This window comes from Acidimangrovimonas sediminis (assembly GCF_002871005.1).
GTDB classification, from domain to species: domain Bacteria; phylum Pseudomonadota; class Alphaproteobacteria; order Rhodobacterales; family Rhodobacteraceae; genus Acidimangrovimonas; species Acidimangrovimonas sediminis.
On record NZ_PHSN01000010.1, the window covers coordinates 92,621 to 112,296 of the forward strand.

17 protein-coding genes are annotated in these 19,676 nt (G+C 67.8%); 6 read left to right on the forward strand and 11 right to left on the reverse strand.

What is annotated here, in order from left to right:
* The first annotated feature begins 81 nt into the window (after window positions 1-81).
* The 5 genes from CVV76_RS10490 to CVV76_RS10510 are packed head-to-tail and all read left to right on the forward strand — an operon-like array spanning window position 82 to window position 5,792.
* Window positions 82-651 carry a tripartite tricarboxylate transporter TctB family protein gene (locus CVV76_RS10490; protein ID WP_102224597.1) on the forward strand — a complete coding sequence of 190 codons (570 nt, stop codon included), beginning with the start codon at window positions 82-84 and terminating at the stop codon, window positions 649-651.
* The gene (locus tag CVV76_RS10495) at window positions 651-2,171 is read left to right on the forward strand and encodes a tripartite tricarboxylate transporter permease (RefSeq protein WP_102224598.1); all 1,521 of its coding nucleotides are present in this window, start codon (window positions 651-653) and stop codon (window positions 2,169-2,171) included. The genes CVV76_RS10490 and CVV76_RS10495 overlap by 1 nt, the downstream gene beginning before the upstream one ends.
* Entirely contained in the window at window positions 2,168-3,019 is an 852-nt protein-coding gene (locus tag CVV76_RS10500; RefSeq protein WP_102224599.1) for a shikimate dehydrogenase family protein, read from the forward strand. Before CVV76_RS10495 ends, CVV76_RS10500 begins: the two co-directional genes overlap by 4 nt.
* Window positions 3,016-4,905 carry a bifunctional sugar phosphate isomerase/epimerase/4-hydroxyphenylpyruvate dioxygenase family protein gene (locus CVV76_RS10505; RefSeq protein WP_102224600.1) on the forward strand — a complete coding sequence of 630 codons (1,890 nt, stop codon included), beginning with the start codon at window positions 3,016-3,018 and terminating at the stop codon, window positions 4,903-4,905. The genes CVV76_RS10500 and CVV76_RS10505 overlap by 4 nt, the downstream gene beginning before the upstream one ends.
* A gap of 44 nt (window positions 4,906-4,949) precedes the next feature.
* The gene (locus CVV76_RS10510; RefSeq protein ID WP_102224601.1) at window positions 4,950-5,792 is read left to right on the forward strand and encodes a BKACE family enzyme; all 843 of its coding nucleotides are present in this window, start codon (window positions 4,950-4,952) and stop codon (window positions 5,790-5,792) included.
* 105 nt (window positions 5,793-5,897) lie between these two features.
* On the opposite strand, the gene CVV76_RS10515 is transcribed toward CVV76_RS10510, so the two are convergent.
* The 11 genes from CVV76_RS10515 to thpD all read right to left on the reverse strand — a co-directional run bounded on the left by CVV76_RS10515 (window position 5,898) and on the right by thpD (window position 18,363).
* The gene (locus CVV76_RS10515; protein WP_233192802.1) at window positions 5,898-7,100 is read right to left on the reverse strand and encodes a calcium:proton antiporter; all 1,203 of its coding nucleotides are present in this window, start codon (window positions 7,098-7,100) and stop codon (window positions 5,898-5,900) included.
* Window positions 7,101-7,452: 352 nt separating this feature from the next.
* Window positions 7,453-8,529 (reverse strand): NAD(P)H-dependent flavin oxidoreductase, encoded by a 1,077-nt coding sequence (locus CVV76_RS10520; RefSeq protein WP_102224602.1) that lies wholly within the window; start codon window positions 8,527-8,529, stop codon window positions 7,453-7,455.
* A gap of 203 nt (window positions 8,530-8,732) precedes the next feature.
* The gene (locus CVV76_RS10525; protein WP_146010283.1) at window positions 8,733-9,788 is read right to left on the reverse strand and encodes a sterol desaturase family protein; all 1,056 of its coding nucleotides are present in this window, start codon (window positions 9,786-9,788) and stop codon (window positions 8,733-8,735) included.
* Between the two features lie 354 nt (window positions 9,789-10,142).
* The gene (locus tag CVV76_RS10530; protein ID WP_102224604.1) at window positions 10,143-10,835 is read right to left on the reverse strand and encodes a glycosyltransferase family 2 protein; all 693 of its coding nucleotides are present in this window, start codon (window positions 10,833-10,835) and stop codon (window positions 10,143-10,145) included.
* Entirely contained in the window at window positions 10,832-11,404 is a 573-nt protein-coding gene (locus CVV76_RS10535; protein WP_102224605.1) for a DedA family protein, read from the reverse strand. The genes CVV76_RS10530 and CVV76_RS10535 overlap by 4 nt, the downstream gene beginning before the upstream one ends.
* 4 nt (window positions 11,405-11,408) lie before the next feature.
* Complete coding sequence (locus CVV76_RS10540; protein ID WP_102224606.1) at window positions 11,409-12,542, reverse strand: ceramide glucosyltransferase; 1,134 nt, start codon at window positions 12,540-12,542, stop codon at window positions 11,409-11,411.
* Between the two features lie 11 nt (window positions 12,543-12,553).
* On the reverse strand, window positions 12,554-13,426 hold the full coding sequence (locus tag CVV76_RS10545; protein ID WP_233192803.1) for a UDP-2,3-diacylglucosamine diphosphatase: 873 nt from the start codon (window positions 13,424-13,426) through the stop codon (window positions 12,554-12,556).
* Window positions 13,427-13,985: 559 nt separating this feature from the next.
* Window positions 13,986-15,146, reverse strand: a complete 1,161-nt coding sequence (gene argE, locus CVV76_RS10550; protein ID WP_102224607.1) for an acetylornithine deacetylase — start codon at window positions 15,144-15,146, stop codon at window positions 13,986-13,988.
* Window positions 15,147-15,364: 218 nt separating this feature from the next.
* Complete coding sequence (locus CVV76_RS10555) at window positions 15,365-16,231, reverse strand: metallophosphoesterase family protein (RefSeq protein ID WP_102224608.1); 867 nt, start codon at window positions 16,229-16,231, stop codon at window positions 15,365-15,367.
* Entirely contained in the window at window positions 16,228-17,277 is a 1,050-nt protein-coding gene (locus CVV76_RS10560) for a diacylglycerol/lipid kinase family protein (RefSeq protein ID WP_233192804.1), read from the reverse strand. Before CVV76_RS10560 ends, CVV76_RS10555 begins: the two co-directional genes overlap by 4 nt.
* A 141-nt stretch (window positions 17,278-17,418) precedes the next feature.
* Window positions 17,419-18,363, reverse strand: a complete 945-nt coding sequence (gene thpD, locus CVV76_RS10565) for an ectoine hydroxylase (protein WP_102224609.1) — start codon at window positions 18,361-18,363, stop codon at window positions 17,419-17,421.
* Window positions 18,364-18,766: 403 nt separating this feature from the next.
* On the opposite strand from thpD, the gene CVV76_RS10570 reads away from it, so the two are divergent.
* Entirely contained in the window at window positions 18,767-19,636 is an 870-nt protein-coding gene (locus tag CVV76_RS10570) for a dioxygenase family protein (RefSeq protein WP_102224610.1), read from the forward strand.
* Window positions 19,637-19,676 lie beyond the last annotated feature (40 nt).

The window sequence follows — 19,676 nt, forward strand, 5'->3', positions numbered from 1 at the left end:
CCCTTCAGCACCGAAGCGCGGCGCCATCTCATTCCGGACCTGCTCATTCCGGGCCTGCGCGAACGCCCGAGGGAGGAACCCATGTCGCAGCATCTTGAAACAGACCATCATGACGGGACGTCCGACGCGACGCCCGGCGGGTACGAGGACCAGAAGCGACCCGGCGAGACCGCTTTCGCCGTGATCATGCTGCTCGCCAGCCTCGGCCTCCTGTGGAACGCCTACGGGATCGCGGGCTTCACCTCGCTGTCCTCGCCCGGTGCGATCCCGATGGCGACCACCTTCGTCATGGTCGTTGCCGCGGCGATCGTGCTGGTGCACACGATCCGACTGCCGAAGGCGACCGGAGAGACCTTCGTCAAGGACATCCTGCCGGGCACGGTGCTGCTCTTCGTCGTCTTCCTGGTCTGCTACGGCGTGCTGCTGGAGCCGCTGGGCTTCATCCTTACCTCGGCACTGTTCCTAGTCGCCGCGATCAAAGTGCTGTGGCGGCGCAGCTGGGCGGTGACGCTGGGGGTCGCGGCCTTCAGCCTTCTGCTGATCTGGCTGGTGTTCCGCATCGTGTTCACCGTGCTGATGCCCGAGGGCGTCGTGCCCGAGGCCGAGATCATCCAGACCTTCCGCAACCTCTTCACCGGAGGGGCCTCGTGATGGAACATCTTCTCGCCTTCTTCACCATCTTCACCCACCCGCAACTCCTTCTCCTCGTGGGTCTCGGCACCTTCGCAGGGGTCTACGTGGGGGCGATCCCCGGGCTGTCGGTCACCATGGCGGTGTCGATCCTGATCTCCTTCACCTTCTCGTGGGACGTCTACCCGGCGCTGGCGCTGATGGTGGGGATCTACATGGGCGGGGTCTACGGCGGGTCGCGCACCGCGATCCTTCTGAACATCCCCGGCGCGCCCTCGGCGATCGCCACGGCGATGGACGGCTATCCCATGGCGCAGCGCGGCGAGGCCGGGACAGCGATCGGTGTCACCACCACTATGTCGTTCTTCGGCGGTTTCATCGGCATCCTCGTGCTGGCGCTGGCCGCGCCCTCGGTCTCGGCCTTCGCGCTGAAGTTCCAGCCGCGCGACTACATGCTGCTGGCGGTGCTGGGCATCCTGCTGGTCGGTTCGCTCTCGCAGGGCAGCCTGACCAAGGGGATCTTTGCCGGCGCGCTGGGGATAGCCATCGGCGCCGTCGGGCGCGACCCGCTGACCTTCGCCGAGCGTTTCACCTTCAACATGCCGCTGATGGAAAGCGGGATCTCCTTCATCGCGGTGATGATCGGGATGTTCGGCGTGTCCGAAGCGCTGCTGCAGTTGCACCACGTCGGCCAGCCGGCGATCAAGCAGAAGATCAGCCGCATCGTGCCGTCCTGGTCGACGATCCGCAAGCATCTGCCGCTGTCGCTTCAGACCTCGACCATCGGTGTGATCATCGGCGCGCTACCGGGCACCGGCGGCGACATCGCAGCGCTGATGGCCTATGACCACGCCAAGCGCGTCACCAAGAAACCCACCCGCCCCTTCGGCCAGGGCGCGATCGAGGGGCTGGTGGCTCCCGAGACCGCCAACAACGCGGCCGTCGGCGGCGCCTTCATCCCGATGATGACGCTGGGCATTCCCGGCGACGCGGTGACCGCGATCATGATCGGCGCGCTCTACATCCACGGGCTGAACCCGGGTCCGATGCTGATGGTGGAACAGCCCAACATGTTCTGGTTCATCGTCGGCGCGCTGGTGATGGCGAACTTCTTCATGCTGATCTTCGGCCTGACGGGGATCCGCCTCTTCACCAAGATCGTCGCGATGCCGCGGCCGGTGCTGATCCCGCTGATCATGCTTCTTTCGATCGTCGGCGCCTATGCCGTGAACAACTCGATCACCGATGTCTACTGGATGCTCGGCTTCGGCATATTCGGCTACCTGATGCGGCACTACGGCTATCCGCTGGGCCCCGTCATCCTGGGCGTGATCCTGTCGCGGCTGCTGGATGACAACTGGCGCCGGGCGATCATCTCGGACCGCGGCGACCTCGGTCTCTTCTTCCGCGGCATCTTCACCAGCCCGCTGTCGACGGTGTTGTTCCTGGCCGTGGTGCTGATCTTCGTTTCCCAAACCCCCATCTGGCGCTGGCTCAAGGCTCGTATCCTCGGTCAGGGCAAAAGGAGTGTCGAACAATGACGGACGCACCGTCGCTTCTGCTCGGGCTGATCGGCGACAACATCGCGCGGTCGCAGTCGCCCCGCCTGCACCGGCTCTCCGGCGCGCAGAACGGGATCAGGGTGCGCTACGACAGCCTGATCCCCAACGACATGGGCGCCAGTTTCGAAGAGGTCTTCGACGGCGCCCGGACCGGCGGCTACCGCGGGCTGAACATCACCTATCCCTACAAGGAAAAGGTGGTCGGCATGGTCCGCGTCGACGACCCGCTGGTGCGTGCCATGGGGTCGGTGAACACGGTGCTCTTCGAACCCGAGGGGCCCGTGGGCCTGAACACCGACTACACCGGCTTCATGGCCTCTTACCGCGCGATCCGGGGCCATGCGGCGCCGGGCGTGGTGGCGATGATCGGGACCGGCGGCGTGGGCCGCGCCGTGGCGTTTGGCCTTCTCGGGCTGGGCGCGCGCGAGATCCGGCTGGTCGACCGCGACCCAGCCCGGGCCGAAGCGCTGGCCGAGGCGCTGAACCGGGCCGACCCGGACCTTGCCGTGAGCATCTGGATCGAGGCGGAGCGCGCCGCCGAAGGCGCGACCGGGTTGATCAACTGCACCCCCGTCGGCATGTACGGCCACGAGGGCGCGGTGCTGACCGCGGCGGCCATGGCGGGGGCCGAATGGGCCTTTGACGCCGTCTACACCCCGGCCGACACCCAGTTCCTGACTGGGGCTGAGCAGGCAGGCCTCGCCGTGATCTCGGGGTGGGAGCTGTTCTTCTTCCAGGGCGTGCACGCGTGGAAACTGTTCTCGGGCAAGGGCGTCGACGAAGCGCGGCTGCGCGCGCAGCTGATCGGACAGGAGGACGCTGCATGAAGACCTCCATCGCCACCGTCTCGGTCTCGGGGAACCTGCAGGAAAAGCTCGAGGCGATCGCCGCCGCAGGCTTCGACGGGATCGAGATCTTCGAACAGGATTTCCTCGCCGACGACCGCAGCCCGCGCGAGATCGGCCGGATGATCCGCGAGCACGGGCTGGAGATCACCCTGTTTCAGCCGTTCCGCGATTTCGAGGGCCTGCCCGAGCCGCTGCGCGCCAAGGCCTTCGAGAGAGCCGAGCGCAAGTTCGACGTGATGCAGGAGCTGGGCTGCGACCTTGCGCTGTTCTGTTCCTCCTGCCATCCGCAGGCGCTTGGCGGCATCGACCGCGCGGCCGCGGATTTCGCCGAGCTGGGCGAACGCGCCGCAGCGCGGGGCCTGCGCGTGGGCTACGAGGCGCTGGCCTGGGGCCGGCACGTGAACGACCACCGCGACGCGTGGGAAATCGTGCGCCGCGCCGATCACCCCGCGATCGGGCTGATCCTCGACAGTTTCCACACGCTGGGCCGGGGCATCGACCCCGAAACCATCCGCCGCATTCCCGGCGACCGCATCTTCTTCGTCCAGCTCGCCGATGCGCCGGCGATCGAGATGGACCTGCTCTACTGGTCGCGCCACTTCCGCAACATGCCAGGCGAGGGCGACCTCGACGTCACAGCCTTCATGCGGGCGGTCGCGGCCACGGGCTATGCCGGGCCGATCAGCTTGGAAATCTTCAACGACCAGTTCCGCGCGGGCCGTCCCGGCAGCATCGCGCAGGACGGCTATCGCGCGCTCATCAACCTGATGGATGACGTGCGCAGGCAGGAACCCGGCCTCGTGCTCGATCTTGCGCCGATGCCCGCGCGCGGCACGGTCGAGGGCACCGCGTTCCTCGAGTTCGCCTCGCGCGGGGAAGAGGCCGAGACGCTGCGCGCACTGCTGCGCACCCTAGGTTTTTCGCGCGTGGGGCGGCACCGGAGCAAGGATCTGGGCCTCTGGCAGCAGGGCACGATCCGCATCCTGATCAACGAGGAAACCAGGGATTTCGCCGCCACCGCCTACAATGTGCACGGCACCAGCATCTGCGACATCGGCCTTCTCGTCGCCTCGGCGCCCGACACGGTCGCCCGCGCCACCGCGCTGGGGTCGGGCGCCTTCGCCCAGCCGCTCAGCCCCGGGCAGCTCGACATTCCCGCGATCCGGGGGCTTGGCGGCAGCGTGATGCACTTCCTCGACGGCTCGCAGGATCTGGCCAAGGTCTGGGACCGGGAATTCACCGCCCAGGGGGCCGAGGTGCACCCTGCCGCGGGCCTGACCCGGGTCGACCACATCGCCCAGACGATGACCTATGACGAGATGCTCAGCTGGACACTGTTCTACACCGCGCTCTTCGAGATGGAGAAGGCGCCGATGGTCGACGTGACCGACCCGGACGGCCTTGTGCGCAGCCAGGCGCTGGAGGCCGCGGGCGGGGGCCTGCGCGTCACCCTCAACGGGGCCGAGACCCACCGCACCGTCGCCGGCGCCTTCCTATCGGAAAGCTTCGGCGCGCCGGTGCAGCACGTGGCTTTGGAAAGCGCCGACATCTTCGCCAGTGCCGAGGCGCTGGCCGGGCGCGGCTTTGCCGTGCTGCCGATCCCCCCGAACTACTACGCCGACCTTGCCGCGCGGTTCGACATCGCCCCGGACCGACTGGCCGAGATGCAGCGGCTGAACATCCTCTACGACCGGAGCGGCGACGGCGAGTTCTTTCAACTCTACTCGCAAACCTTCGCGGGCGGGATGTTCGTCGAGATCGTCGAGCGCCGGGGCGGATACGCGGGCTATGGCGCCCCGAACGCGCCGTTCCGCATCGCCGCCCAGCGGCGGCTGATGCGCGGCAAGGGAATGCCGCGGCGTTGACGCACGAAGCGCGCCGCGTCACACAGGTCAGAGGAGACCCCACAATGACCAAGCCCTGCATCATCTGTGTCGCCATCACCGGATCCCTGCCCACCAAGGCCAACAACCCGGCGGTTCCGATCACCGTGGCCGAACAGGTGGAAAGCACGCAGGAGGCCTTCGAGGCAGGCGCGACCATCGCCCATTGTCACGTCCGCAACGACGACCAGACCCCCTCGTCCGACCCGGAGAAATTCGCGCGGCTGAAGGAGGGGCTGGAAAAGCACTGCCCCGGCATGATCGTGCAATTCTCGACCGGCGGGCGGTCGGGCGCGGGGCACGCGCGGGGCGCGATGCTGTCGCTCGGGCCCGACATGGCCTCGCTTTCCGTGGGGTCGAACAACTTCCCGACCCGGGTGTACGAGAACCCGCCCGACCTCGTCGACTGGCTGGCGGCCGAGATGCAGGCCAACCGGGTCATGCCCGAGGTCGAGGCCTTCGACCTGTCGCATATCCTGCAGGCGATCGCGCGGCACCGGGCCGGCGGCCTTTGCGGCAAGCTCTACGTGCAGTTCGTGATGGGGGTGAAGAACGCCATGCCCGCGGACAAGGCGGTGTTCGACTTCTACGTCGAGACCATGGCCACCCGCGCGCCCGAGGCCGAATGGTGCGCCGCCGGAATCGGGGCAAGCCAGATCGTCGTCAACGAATGGGCGATCGCGGCGGGCGGCCACACCCGCACCGGGCTGGAGGACAACGTGCGCCTCGACCGCGACACGCTGGCCCCCTCCAACGCGGCGCTGGTGCGGCGGGTCACCGATCTCTGCGCGCGCTATGACCGGCCGGTCGCGACATGGCGGGAGGCGCGGGAGATCCTCGGCCTCCGGCCCGTCACAATCACCGGCTGAGCGCAGCAGGGGCGCAGGCCGGTCGCAGGCTGGGCGCCCGCCCCGTTCCGCCGCCCTGTGATGTCGCGGCCACTTGCCGGGCGGCCCGCCGAAAATCTTGCAGCGTCAGGACTGAAACAGCAGCAGAACGAAGGCCAGGAACATCAGGATGTGAACCGCGCCCTGCAGCAGGTGGGTCCTGCCGCTCGAGAAGGTGATGATGCTCACCGCCAGCATGGTCACCAGCAGCACAAGCTGCGTCGGCGGCAGGCCGAGGTTGAGGTCGAGCCCCAGCGCCCCCGACACCACCAGCATGATCGGCACCGTCAGCCCGATCGTCGCAAGGACCGACCCGAGGAAGATGTTGACCGACCGCTGAAGGCGGTTGGCGATCGCCGCCTTGACCCCGCCGATCGCCTCGGGCGTGGCGACGAGGATCGCCATCAGCACCCCGCCCAGGGCCTGCGGCGCGTGCAACCCCTCGATCACGTAATCGACGGGATGGGCCAGCTGCTCCACCAGGTAGACCACGGGAACCATGTAGACCAGCAGGAGCAGCAGGTGGGGCAGCAACGGCGGCCGGGCCTCTTCCTCTTCGTGCGCCTCCTCCGGCTCGCCCTCGGGGGCGGTGAAAAACGCGCGGTGGCGCCCGGTCTGGATACCGAGGAAGATCAGGAACAGGGCGGCGGCCATCAGCCCGACCATCACCTTCTGCAGGGTCGAGAGCGTTGGCCCCTCCGTCGCGAAGGTCACGTCCGGCAGGACAAGCGTGAAGACGGCAAGGGGCACGATCACCCCCAGGTAGGCGTTGGCACCCTGAAGATTGAAGCTCTGTTCCCTGTGGCGCAGCCCGCCGAAAAGAAGCGATGCGCCGATCATCCCGCCCAGAACGATCATCACCACCGAGAACAGCGTGTCGCGCACGAGGTCGGGGTTGTTCTCGCCGTGCATCATGACGGCCGTGATGCTCAGCACCTCGATCCCGGTGATCGAGAGCGTCAGGATCAGCGTGCCGAAGGGTTCGCCAAGCCTTTCGGCCAGCGCCTCGGCATGCCGGACCACGCCCATCGCGGTGCCCATGACGACAGCGAAGAGCCAGATCAGCACGAAGGCAAGACCCAGCGGATGCTTCTGGAGGGCAAAGAGCGCGGGCCCCGCGAAGACGAACATCCCCACCGTCGCGAGGGTCACTACCAGGAACCATTCCCGGGCCAGCCGCGGCCCGGCCCCGGTGCCCCGCGGGCCGGACGCGGCGGGGGGCATCCCCGCGGGGGGCGTCACCGTGTTCTCCTGGCGGGGTGTGGAGGAAATCCCGGTCTGCTCCGTCATGCCCTGGCTCCCCTCGCGCGCGACAAGGCCGGGGCCGGGCCCATCCACCATCCCGCGGAGGCGTTGCTCAGGCAGCGCGACCGGGGTATCGCTCGTTTCCGCCTCGGGCCCATCCGGGACAGGCCCGGCGGCAGAGCGGGCAAAAGCGAGGGCCGCGCGCTTCTCCGGCAGGAGACCCCGCAAGTGCTGTTCGACGAATGCAGGCCCATGCGACGCCCTTTCTCCGGCCCCCGACGTGGCCTCAGCTTAGGCGATCATCCCGAACAAGCGAAAGCCGCGCGGGAATTCCGGGCGAAGGTGTGGCTTCTGGGGCGTAGTCGGGGGGCCGAACGCCCCCCGGCCCCCGGAGAGCTCAGCTCGGGGGGAGCCGCCCAGCCCCGAGGCCCCGCGTCTCGGCCAGTTCCCGCGCCAGGGTCGCGACAAGCTCGGCCGCCGGCATCGGGCGGGACAGCGGCGCGCCCTGCCCGGCCCATTGCGCGCCGTAGCCGTATTCGCCGCCCGCGCTGGCAGCCGCGTGAAGCGCCTTTCCCGCATCGTAGGCGATCGGGTAATCCGGCGGGCACGCGTCCAACACTTCGGCCGCGGCGGCGAAGCGATTGGCCACCACCCGCGCCGGGCGCCCCGAGATCGCCGAAGTCATCCGGGTATGCCGCCCCTCCGCGCCGAGAAGCGCCGCCCGGTAGGCCGCATCCGCCGCGGATTCCGGGCAGGAGATGAAGGCGGTTCCCAGCTGCGCCGCGGCCGCGCCGAGGTCGAGAACCGCACCAATGCCCGCGCCGTCCATGATCCCGCCCGCCGCGATCACCGGCAGGCGCGACTTGCGCACCAGCAGCCGCGTCAACGCGACCGTCCCCAGCCTGTCGTCGGCCCCCGCCGGGTCGAAGATGCCGCGGTGCCCCCCGGCCTCGTAGCCCTGGGCCACGATGGCGTCGAGGCCGGCATCCTCGATCCTCTGCGCCTCCTCGGGGCTGGTCGCCGTCGCGACCAGCAGGATGCCCGCCGATTTGAGCGCCCGGATCGTCGCGGCGGGCGGCAGGCCGAAATGCAGGCTGACGACCGCCGGTTTCACCTCCAGCATCAGGGCAAGCATCTCGGGATCGTCGGCAAAGCTCTTGTAGATCTTGCGCAGGCTTGCGGGCGGCGTGGCGCCGAACTCGGTGAAAAGCGGTGCCAGGGCGTCGAGCCAGGCCCGGTCCCGCGCCAGGTCCGGCCTCGGCGCCTCATGCACGAAGAGATTGACGTTGAAGGGCCGCGCGGTGCGGGTGCGCAACTCCTCGATCATGGCCCGCGCGCCGCGGGCGTCGGTCGCGCCCATCCCGATGGACCCAAGCCCGCCCGCATCGCTTACCGCGGCGGCCAGCGCAGGTGTCGCGACCCCGGCCATCGGCGCCTGCACGATGGGCAGGGCAAGCCCAAGTTTCTCCAGCATTCCGGTCTCCTCGAACCGTCGCATCCCCGGTGGCCGGGCCCGCGACCTTGCATCGGATCTCTATCTAGCACGGGAAAGACGCGCCGCATCCCCCCGGGGACGGCGCGCGATCGGGATCACCCGGCCCCCAGTGCCGAAGATGCCCCCATCGGACCACGCTCAGGCCCGAGGCGTTCCAAACCTGTCGAAAAGTGCGCCGGTGGTCAGGGCTGGCCGCGCGGCGGTGGGGGCACCAGGTCCTCGCCCGTGCCTTCCAGATCGGCGGTGAGGTACTTCCACAGCGTCGGGGCGGGCCGGGTACCGACGATCCCCGTCTCGACCATCTCGTCGTCCGCCGGGATGTAGCAGGTCCCGAACACCCGGTCCCACAACGTGAAGTAGGCGGAGAAGTTCTTGTTGTAATGTTCGAAATGCCGGCTGTGGTGGAAATGGTGATAGCGGTTGTCGACAAAGAACGCCCTGAACCGCCCCAGGTGAATCGGCGCCCGGCTGTGGATGAAGTGATCGTGCATCACACGGATGGCGCTGACGATCAGGAAATCCTCGTAGCTCAGGCCGATGATTGCGCCGATCAGGCCGACGAAGACCAGCGGCAGCGCATGATCCAGCGGGTGCAGGTAGTTGTTCGCGGCATCGAGATGCTCGATGCTGTGGTGCACGGAGTGGAACCGCCACAGCGCCTTCGCCCGGTGCTGCAACCGGTGCGCCCAGTAGACCCCGAAATCCTGCAACAGCAGCGCGACCAGGATCATCAGCGTGGCCGAGGCGGTCGCAACGAGGACATTCGGGCTTTCCGCCGCCGTGAACGTCATCAGGGATCCGGGCAGCAGGCGCGCGAAGAGCTTCGCCAGCAGCAGCGCGATCACCGTGTTCAGGACCGTCTCGACCGCCCGGTAGAACAGGCTGCGCGCGGTGGTGCCCCAGCTTTTCGGCGGGCCGGCAAGCCGGATCTCCACCAGCAGGAAGACGAGGATCATCACGAAAGGCTGCAGCAGCGTCAGCGCGGTGTAACCGAAAAGATCCAGCAAGGCCGCACCAAGGTTGACGAGGCTCGGCAGATGCAAAAGCGCCTTTCCGGCGTCGGCAAGACCTGTGCGCAGCGCCAGCAGCATCGGCGCGGTGAAGGCCAGCAGCAGCCCGGCCAGGTTGACGAAGGCAAAGGCCGCCACCGCGACCAGGAAGGTGGATTGCGCACCTGGCGCCTTCAGCTCACCCGCGACCACCCTACCGCTCTGCTTGTCGAAACCCGAACCCGTCAATCACCCTGGCGCTCAGGGTAGACGCGGCGCCCTTCCAGTCAAGATTTCGCGACCGCAGCGAGAGGTCGCCCCCATGCCGCATTCCGTTTTCGGCCCCGTTCGCGCCACAAAAATGCCGCAAATAAAGAGGGTTACCCAATGACGCCTACGGGGAAACATACCGTTTCCCCGAGGCTATCGTTTCCCATGACGCATCAATTCCCGCCGCCGGGCGCAACTGCAACGGATCGCACGGCGCGGCTGTCATCTTGCTGGCGCCAGGGCCGCGCATCGCCAACCCTGCCTGAGGGGTGCGACGGGGAGATCCTAACAGGAATGCGCGCGCCCCTGCCTTGTGTCGCCACGGCCCTGCTCTCAGGCCACACGACGGGCGCGCATGCGGGCGATCTGGCCCAGAAGGCGCTGTGGCGGAACGGTGCGGAAGATGTCGCCCATCATCCGCGCATCGGCGCGGATCCCGCGCCAGCGGCCCATCTTGGCGCCCTTGAGAGGGCTTCGAACCCCCTGCCAGCGCACCACCGCGATCCGCGCGCCCTGCCCCAGCGCAAGGCTGTTCAGATGCACCTCGAACCCGAATTTCGGCAGCCGGTCCAGCGCCGCGATCCCTTCCTCCAGCACCGCGCGGGGCAGCACACGCTCACCCGAGATGTAGTCGATCCCGATCCAGTGCCAGAGCTTCGGGGCATTGTCGCGCAGGCTGATCGACATCTCGGCCCGGCCATCGCGCACCGGCGCCGCAAGGGCCGCGACATGGGCCGGCGTCAGCCCCTGCAGGTCGCCGTCGATCAGCATCAGGAGGGGCGCGCCCGCCTCGGCGATCCCCACCGACAGCGCCCCGGTCTTGCCGCGGTTGGGCGACAGCCGGATCAGCCGGGTATTGGCGGCCCCCGCGATCGCGGCCTCGACGACCTCGGGCGTGCCATCGGTCGATCCGTCGTCGACGACGATCACCTCGGACAGGTCGGGGTGCCCCGCCACCGCGGCCAGCACGGCGGCCACGCGCGGCGCCTCGTTATGGACCGGGATGATGCACGAGATCGGGGTCATGTCAGGCGCCTCCGCCGCAGGATCCACCAGCCCACCGCGCCACCGATCAGGACCAGCAGCACCAGCGAGCCGAGGAACAGGTAATGGTCGATCGACTTGTAGGCATAGCCCAGCGAATAGCCCAGCACCACGAAAGCCGCGGATTTCGGCAGCGTCGAGACCAGGTTCCAGAACAGGAACTTCAGCACGTTCATATGCGCGGCCCCGGCGGCGGCCAGCACCACCATCCCCGCCGAATGGGTGATCTTGCCGATCACCAGCGTGCGCCCGCCCTTCTCGCGGAAATGATCCTTCAGCTTCTCGATCCGCTTGTCGTCGAGATGCATCCGGTGCTGCCACTTGGGCGACAGCCAGCGGGTGCCGTTACGCCCGAGCTCGTAGAAGATCATGTCGCCCACGAGGTCGGCCAGAACGACCACGACGAACACGGCATAGGGGTTCAGGAGGCCCATCTTGGCCATGTAGCCGCCCAGCACCGACACGATCGGCCCCTCGAGCACCGAGATAGGGAACAGCAGCCACAGGCCGTGGGTCTGCGCAAGATGCAGGATACCGTCGAGCGTGAACATCAGGTCATTCCGCCGGGCGCAGTCCCTGCGCCTCGGCCTTGTCCATCTGGTTGCCGCGCCAGGTGAAGCCGCGCCCGAGCCAGGCCGCGACCCAGAGCGCGGGCATCATCAGGTCGCGCAGGATCCAGGCCAAGACGTCGCGCGGCCCCGAGGGCCAGCCCGCACCCCGCGCCAGCGCCCATTCGGCCCCGAACCAGACCAGCGCGAGCAGCGGCAGCCAGGCCCAGCCCGCCGCGCCGATCAGCGCAAGCACGGCCAGTGCCAGCAGCGGCGGCACCGCGCCGGTCAGGATCTCCGAGGCGAAGACCAAAGGCACGCCCATGCGCCGCACCTTGGCCCAGCGCAGCTGCCGCCCCCAGACCGCCGAAAGGCGCCGGCGCCCGATCGGCTGCGGGAACGGCATGCGTGCCAGCCGGACCTTCAGCCCCTGCGCACGCACCAGCTTGGTCGAGGCGATATCCTCGGCCATCTCGCGCCCCAACGCCGGCAGGCCACCGCCCGCCTCGGCCACGCCCCGGCGCCAGAACAGCGTCTTGCCCTGGGCATAGCCAAGGCCCACGCAATCCGCCGCCAGCTGCCAGCGCGCCTGGTAAGTGTTGAGAAAGCCGCATTCCAGTGCCCCCCAAAGGCCATTGGGGCGGATCCCGATGGCGGGCGAGGACACCAGCCCCGTGCGTTCGTCGAACCGCGCCACGCAGGCGCGCAGGAAATCCGGCGGCAGCAGCACGTTGCAATCGGACATCACGATCCAGTCGTGGCGCGCCGCGTTCCAGCCCTTGACGAGGTTGTTGAGCTTGGGGTTCCCGCTCACCGCATCCTGGCCGATCAGTAGCCGGGCCGGCACCTCGGGATGGGCCTCGATCGCCGCGCGCGCGACCGCGACGGCCGGGTCGTCCTCGCGCTCGACGCAGAAGATCACCTCGTAGCCCGCGTAATCCTGCGTGAAGCTCGACGTCAGCGTCTGATCGAGTTGGTAATCCTGACCGCAGAGCGGACGCAGCAGCGACACCGGCGGCTGCCCCGGCCGGTCAGCCCTCTGCCCCCCGCGCAGCCGCCAGGCGACCAGACCCACCGTGGCCAGGTGCAGCGCCAGCGCCACAAGCGCGAAGAGAGCGAGGATGAGCGCCAGATCGGCCATGTCCGGTTCCCTCAGGCCACCCAGCCCGGGGCGTCCTCGGTTTCGGGCAGCAGGGTGCCCGCCGGTTCGGTCGCCTCGGTTCCGGCCCAGTGCAGAAGGTCGAGCCCGCCGTCGCGGTTTTCCGTCACCGCGGTGAAGCTGTCGATCCAGTCGCCGCAATTGGCATAGGTCACGCCGAAATCGTCATGCAGCGCGGGCTTGTGGAAATGGCCACAGATGACCCCGTCATAACCGCCCTGCCGCGCCCGCTTGGCCAGCCGCTTCTCGAACCGGTTGCCATAGCGGATAAGAGAGTTGAACCGCAGCAGCGCGCGCTCGATCACGATGAACTCGTCCATGCCGAGGATCCGGCGCACGCGGTTCACGCCCGAGGACAGGCCGCGCAGCCCGCTGTCGACATGCGCCCCCAGAAGCGAGATCCAGCGCGCCCGCTTCTTCTGGAAGATGTCGCATTGGTCGCCATGCAGCACCAGATACTCGCGCCCGTCGATGGCGGTGTGGCGGGTCTCGTCCACCACTTCGATCTGGCTGAAGTAGACGCCCAGGTGGCGGCGCATGAAGGCGTCGTGATTGCCGGGCAGATAGACGATCCGCGCACCGGCCTCGGCCAGGTCAAGCAGCAGCCGCACGGCCATGTCATGCGCGGGGGTCCAGTGCTTGCCGATCGGCACCCAGCTGTCGAAGATATCGCCGACGAGGTAGATCGTGTCGGCACTCACATGGGTCAGGAAGTCGACCAGCATCTCGACCCGGCAGCCCCGGGCGCCCATGTGCACGTCGGAGATGAACAATGCGCGGTAGTGCCGCCTTGGCCCTGTCGGAACCGGACGCGGAGCCTCCGCCCCGCCGAGCATCGCCTCAAAGGCCGCCCTGGTATCCTTCATCCGCCTACCCCTATCTTGTTGCCACCGCCCTGCCCCCTCCCATATCTGGAAGGATATCAGAACCCGTGTCGCTTCTGCCACGACAACCACACGAGTTTGTGACGTTCGGGCCATAGATCGCGCGGGGCGGTCCGGTCCTGCACAATTCGGCGGCATTCGGTTACACGGTTCGGCAAGCAGGTCCTCCCGCCTGCCGTCCCAACCCTTCTGCGACGGAAGTCTACACCTCGGTCTTGCAGATGGGAACCAAGGCTTGCAAGGCCCTGTCAGTAATCTCACAAATGTTTAATCTTGGAGTCCTTCTCCGTTTTGGGCCCCGTCTCCAGACCGCCGATTCCCTAGGGAACAACACGTCGTGCGACATCCGGTTCCCCGCACCGCCCGGCGCCGCCGCAGGGCACCCGCCCCCGGGGACCAGACTTTTCCCTTCGATTGCAAAACCTTGCAGGGCAGCCGATAGCACACGACGGCTCCTGCCGCGTCGCCGGGCCGCATGTCAGGACCACATGCCGGGGCCGTCACCGCGATGCCACGGGGCACGACCGGGCAAACCGCCCCCTCACGCCAGCTTGGGCGCCAGCCGCTCCAGCATGTCGACACATTGCGCAAGCTGGCCCAGTTCGACGTATTCGTCGGGCTTGTGCGCCTGCGCGATGGCGCCCGGACCGCAGACCACCACCGACATGCCCAAGGCCTGAAACAGCCCCGCCTCGGTGCCGAAGGGCACCGTCTCGGCGCCGTTGAAGCCGGTCAGCTCCGCCACGAGGTCGCGCGCCGCGTTCTCGTCCATCGGCACCAGCCCGGCCACCTCACCGATCACCTCGGTCTCGATCGCCGCGCCTGGGTTCACGCGCCGCATCGCCGGCAGCAGCACCTCCGAGCAGTAGGTGGCAAGATCCGCATTGACGAAATCGGCATCCTCCCAGCGGACCGGGCGCATTTCCCAGGCCACCTCGGCATAGCCGGGGATGACATTGTGCGCGTGACCGCCATGGATGACGCCAGTGTTGATCGTGGTCCAGGGCGGATCGAACAGGCTGCCCTCGGGCGCGCGGTCCTTCAGCCGCTCGCGCAGCTCCAGCAAGCGCGCGACATAGCGCACCGCGTATTCGGCCGCGTTCACGCCCCGGTCCGGATTGGACCCATGCCCCTCCAGCCCGGTGAAGCGCGTGGTGTACTCGCAACAGCCCTTGTGCCCCTCAACGATCCGCATCTCGGTGGGTTCGCCGATGATCGCCAGCGCCGGCCGGATCTCCCGATCGCGCAGCACGCCGGCAAGCGCGGCCCCGCCCAGGCATCCGACCTCCTCGTCGTGGGTAAAGGCGAAATGGATCGGTCGGCGTCCGCTCTGCCCGGCATAGAGCGGCGCCACCGCGGTGCAGGCGGCGATGAACCCCTTCATGTCGCAGGTGCCGCGGCCGTAGAACCGGCCGATCCGTTCCTCCATCGCGAACGGGTCCGAGGACCAGATCTGATCGGCCACCGGCACCACGTCGGTGTGGCCCGACAGCAGGATGCCGCCGTCGGCGTCTTCCGGGCCGATGGTGGCGAACAGGTTGCCCTTGGTCCCCGTGCTGTCGAGGAACACCTCGCAGCGCGCGCCCGCATCTTCCAGCCGCTCGGCCAGCCAGGCGATCATCTGCAGATTGCTGTCGGCCGAGACCGTCGGATAGGCGATCATGCGGCCAAGATGGTCGATGGTGGTGTCGATCAGGCTCATCGCGCGCCTCCTTTGCCGGGTCTCTTCCCTCCCCGTATCGCAAAGGTTCGGGCCCGGGTCAGGGCCTTGCGCGCCGCCTGCTGGTCAAAACGCGACCCGCTGGCGAAAATTTGTGCACATCTCGGGAGGGGCCGTGCGCCGCAGACGCGTTCGCAGCCCAAAGACGACGCCCCCGCGCCGCTGCCGCTCAGTCATCCTGAAGGGCTCATTCTGAGGGGCTACTCTGCGGCAGATGCAAGCTTCGGTTGCCCGTCCTCTCCGATCGCGCGCCCCCCCTCCCCGGATGGCTCGTCCCGCTCCCAACCGTGTTCGCCGCGGCGGAAGACGCCGTAGCGGCCGGGACGGAACCGCCTGGAATGCTCGGCCACGTAGGTGGTCAGGCGAACCTGGCCGGGCCCCGTGTCGAGCAGGTTGAAACTGTTGACCTCGCCGCGCAGACGGGTCGAGAGGCTGGTGCCCGCCTGCACGAACAACAGACCCGGCGCCGTGCGGAAGGGGGCGAATTCGGCATAGTGTAGATGCCCCGAGAGCACGATGTCGGCGCCGCTTTCCTGCAACCGTTCCAGCGCCTCGTCGGCACCGCGGGCCAGTTGCTTGTCCGTCTCCGGGCCATGTTCCAGCGGATGGTGGACCACCACGATCCGTGTCCGCCGCTCGATCCCGTAAAGCGCCGAACACACCCGGTCGAGCGCCCGGGACGAGACCTTGCCGCGCTGCCAGGCGAAGCGGTTGACCGTGTTCACGCCCACGACCGCCACGTCGTTGTCGTAATAGAGCGGCTCCAGCTCGCGCGCGATCGAGGCCCGGTAGCGTGCCCAGGGCCGCAGCAAGCGCATCCACAGATTGTCGAGCGGCACATCGTGATTGCCCGGAACGCAGAGGATGCGCGCCTCGCAGCTTTGCTGGATCCGTTCGAGGAACTCGGCGGCATGGCGGAACTGGCTGCGCCGGGCGCGCTGGGTGAAATCGCCCGAGATCGCCACCACGTCCGGCTGCAACTGGGCGATCGACTCAAGGAGCGGCTCCTCGAGCTCCGACGCCGCGCGACCGAAATGCAGGTCTGACAGGTGGAGGATTCGGCTCATGACGCGCTGCCCACACCCGGCTCAAGTCCATCATGCGGCGTGTCGCGATGGGGCGGCACGACCACGTGCAGCTCATCCTCGGACATGGAGAAGTGAAACGGGCTTTCCTCCATCCGCTTCTCGCCGTCGAAGGCGATCAGGGTGCGGCGCGCGCGCGTCTCGATCGTCAGTTCCGGCGCTTCGATCAGCTCGTAATCCTCGCCACGGCGCATCGCCCGCACCGCCAGCTTCACCGCCAGCCACAGCAGCGCGCCGCGGCTACCCGCGCGCGACACGAAAACGGCGAACCCGTCGCGGCGGATCACGTCGCTGCCCTCGAGGCCGAAGCTTTCCAGCTGGTAGGCCGACCGCCCGACGAAGATCATCGCGGTCTTGCGCGTCTCTGTGCGGCCGTCGACCCTGAAGGTCACGGTCAGAGGGCTGCGGAAGCGGAAGAACGTCTTCAGCGCCGACCAATGCGCCAGCAGGCGTTTGCGGCCGAACCGCTTGTAGACGCCCTCACGCTCGCGCAGGATCGCGGGATAGAGGCCGAGGCTTGCGTTGTTGAGAAAGGGCTGGCCGTTGACAGCGGCAACCCTTATCGGCTTCGGCCGCCCCTCCAGGATCTGGCGCGCGGCCTCGGCCGGATCCTCGGACAGGCCGAGACCACGGGTGAAGTAGTTGAACGTGCCCATCGGCAGCGCGGCCATCGCGACCCCCCGGCCCAGCATCGCCGAGGCGACGCCCACGGTGGTTCCGTCGCCGCCGGCCGACACGACAAGGTCGGCCCCCTGCGCCAGCGCCTTGTCGACCGCGGCCTCGATGCCACCGGCGCGGCCCGGTTTGAACGGGATCACCTCGGCCCGGTCGCCGAAAACCTCGAGCACCGGGGCAAGGGCATCGTCTTCGCGGCTGTTCAGGCCCGACTTGGGGTTGGCGATGATCCGCACGGTCTGTGGCCAGGGCTTGTCGGCCATGGCGGTCAATGCTGAGACCGCATCGCCGGCGTCCCTGCCGGCTTCGGTGGCCACGCCACGCATGATCTTCGCGTCCGATCCGTCCTTCATCACGGTCCCCTTTTCAAGCCCCTGCACTCCCCCTTCTTGCAGGTTGTCGCAAGACCAACGCGGCGGGGGGGCTTTCGGTTCAGTCCGGCCCGCAAAATAACGGGCCGGACACCGGAGAAAGGCCCCGTGATGCGGCCCGGATCAGAGCGCGCGGATGCGCCCGCGGATCGGGGCGATCGGACGGGCCTCGCCGCGATTGGCCAGAAACGCCGGGCGGGGCTTTGCCGCGGCGTAGGGGGCCGCCGGGCGATTGGACACCGCGTTGTACACAAAGAACGCGTTCGAGCGCGGGAACGGCGTGACGTTGCCGTTCGAGGCATGCAGCGTGTTGCACTCGAAGAAGATCACCGTGCCCGCCGGCCCCGTCGCGGCATCCAGCCCGGCCTCGGCGGCAAGGCGTTCCAGCGTCTCGGATTGCGGCACGCCGATCTCCTGCTTCTTCAGGCTGCGTTCGTGGTTGGCCTCCGGGGTCTCTCCCAGGCAGGCCACGAAGCGGCGGTGCGACCCCGGGATCAGCATCAGGGGCCCATTCAGCGCCGAGTTGTCGGTCAGCAGGATCGAGGCCGACACCGCGCGCATCCTGGGCATCCCGTCCTCGGCGTGCCAGGTCTCGAAATCGGAATGCCAGTAGAATTCCTTGCCGGTGAAGCCGGGCTTGTAGTTCAGTCGGCTCTGATGAAGGTAAACATCATCTCCTAAAAGGAATTTCGCCGTATCGACCAATCGGGAATCCGCCGCGAGCCGGGCGAATGTCTCGCTGTTCTCGTCGAGACGGAAGACAGTGCGGATCGCGTCGGACCCGGGCTCGGTCACCCGGTCCTCGGGGCGGATCTCGTGGCCGTTGGCGCGCAACGTGGCCGAGGTTTCGATCAGTGAGCGGATCTCGTCGTCCGAGAACAGGCCGTTGCGCACAAGGTAGCCCTTCTCCTCGTAGTGGCAGGCTTCGTCGCGGCTGATCGGGGCATCCTCGGACCAGGCGCTGTAGAGAACGGGATCACGTCGCTCGCCGACCCGTTCCTCGTCGGCCAGGCGGGTCGGGTAGACATCCGCAGCGGCGACGGCTGAGTTGGGACTCGTGACATCCATGAGTTTCCTCCTCGAAAATGGGGTATGTGCAAAGCGCTGACTGGGTAACAATCCAACGCACCTGTGCACAACCCCGGCGACGGCCTGCTGTTCCCAAGTTTTTCACTTGGATTTATACGCCCGCCCCTCGGAACCCCTCTGATGCGCCCCGACCACCGGCCCCCTGCCGGGCGGGGCCCTGCCCGGGTTCCCAATGCGCACCCCGACATTGACGCCCTCGAAGCAGGCAACCCCCGGACGTCCCGATGCAGTCAAGGTATGGATTTCGGTCAGCTTACAACCTTTCCGGTATTACAGGATACCGCGCCCCCATCTGGCACCGGCGCCGCGCCGGTGCCAATCTTGCGCGGCAAATCTAGGGGCGGCCCGGAGGAAGGACGCCCGCCGCTGAGGAGGAAGACAGATGCGCAACGTTACCGTGGACAACGTGACCGACACCGTGATCGCGTCGCTGGGCAAGCACGACAAGATCGGCCCGCGCCAGCGCGAGATCATGGAAAGCCTGATCCGTCACCTGCACGGGTTCTGCAAGGACGTGAACCTGACGCATGACGAGTTTCTCTACGCCTGCGACTACCTGGGCCGGGCGGGCGCCCTGTGCTCGGACAAGCGCCAGGAATACATCCTGCTGGCCGACATCCTGGGCGTGGAAGTTCTGGTCGACATGCTGTCGAACCCGATCTCGGGGACCGAGACCGTCTCGACCGTGCTGGGCCCGTTCTTCCGCGAGAATGCGCCGGTGATGCCCAAGGGCGCCTCGACCGTGCAGAAGGTGTTCGAAGGGCAGGAAACCGTCTATGTCGAGGGGCATATCCGCGACAACAAGGGCAACCCGGTCGCCGGCGCGATCATCGACGTGTGGGAAGATGCGCCCAACGGCCTGTACGAGAACCACGACCCCGACCAGCCGGAATACAACCTGCGCGGCCGGTTCGAGAGCGACGAGAACGGCCACTACGCCTTCCGCGCGATCCGCCCCGTTCCCTACCCGATCCCGGACGACGAGACGGCGGGAGAGCTGATCCGCTACATGGGCCATCACTGCATGCGGCCGGGCCACATCCACATGATGGTGACGCGCAAGGGCTACCGCCCGCTGATCTCGCAGATCTACGACGCCGACAGCGCGCATCTCGACGACGACTCGGTCTTTGCGGTGAAGGAGGACCTGATCGGCCACTTCCACACGGCCCCCGAGGGTGCCGATACCGACCTCACGCTGACGTTCGACTTCACGCTGGCCGACCAGGCCCAGGCGATGGCGGCGGAGTAACGGCCGCTTTCCCGCTCCGGCGCCGGCGGCCCCCGCCCCG

Excerpts from the sequence above, each read along its gene's own strand:
- CVV76_RS10490 (WP_102224597.1), top strand. The coding sequence starts at position 82 with ATGTCGCAGCATCTTGAAACAGACCATCATGACGGGACGTCCGACGCG.
- CVV76_RS10495 (WP_102224598.1), top strand. The coding sequence starts at position 651 with ATGGAACATCTTCTCGCCTTCTTCACCATCTTCACCCACCCGCAACTC.
- CVV76_RS10500 (WP_102224599.1), top strand. The coding sequence starts at position 2,168 with ATGACGGACGCACCGTCGCTTCTGCTCGGGCTGATCGGCGACAACATC.
- CVV76_RS10505 (WP_102224600.1), top strand. The coding sequence starts at position 3,016 with ATGAAGACCTCCATCGCCACCGTCTCGGTCTCGGGGAACCTGCAGGAA.
- CVV76_RS10510 (WP_102224601.1), top strand. The coding sequence starts at position 4,950 with ATGACCAAGCCCTGCATCATCTGTGTCGCCATCACCGGATCCCTGCCC.
- CVV76_RS10515 (WP_233192802.1), bottom strand. The coding sequence starts at position 7,100 with ATGACGGAGCAGACCGGGATTTCCTCCACACCCCGCCAGGAGAACACG.
- CVV76_RS10520 (WP_102224602.1), bottom strand. The coding sequence starts at position 8,529 with ATGCTGGAGAAACTTGGGCTTGCCCTGCCCATCGTGCAGGCGCCGATG.
- CVV76_RS10530 (WP_102224604.1), bottom strand. The coding sequence starts at position 10,835 with ATGACCCCGATCTCGTGCATCATCCCGGTCCATAACGAGGCGCCGCGC.
- CVV76_RS10535 (WP_102224605.1), bottom strand. The coding sequence starts at position 11,404 with ATGTTCACGCTCGACGGTATCCTGCATCTTGCGCAGACCCACGGCCTG.
- CVV76_RS10540 (WP_102224606.1), bottom strand. The coding sequence starts at position 12,542 with ATGGCCGATCTGGCGCTCATCCTCGCTCTCTTCGCGCTTGTGGCGCTG.
- CVV76_RS10545 (WP_233192803.1), bottom strand. The coding sequence starts at position 13,426 with ATGAAGGATACCAGGGCGGCCTTTGAGGCGATGCTCGGCGGGGCGGAG.
- argE (WP_102224607.1), bottom strand. The coding sequence starts at position 15,146 with ATGAGCCTGATCGACACCACCATCGACCATCTTGGCCGCATGATCGCC.
- CVV76_RS10555 (WP_102224608.1), bottom strand. The coding sequence starts at position 16,231 with ATGAGCCGAATCCTCCACCTGTCAGACCTGCATTTCGGTCGCGCGGCG.
- CVV76_RS10560 (WP_233192804.1), bottom strand. The coding sequence starts at position 17,277 with ATGAAGGACGGATCGGACGCGAAGATCATGCGTGGCGTGGCCACCGAA.
- thpD (WP_102224609.1), bottom strand. The coding sequence starts at position 18,363 with ATGGATGTCACGAGTCCCAACTCAGCCGTCGCCGCTGCGGATGTCTAC.
- CVV76_RS10570 (WP_102224610.1), top strand. The coding sequence starts at position 18,767 with ATGCGCAACGTTACCGTGGACAACGTGACCGACACCGTGATCGCGTCG.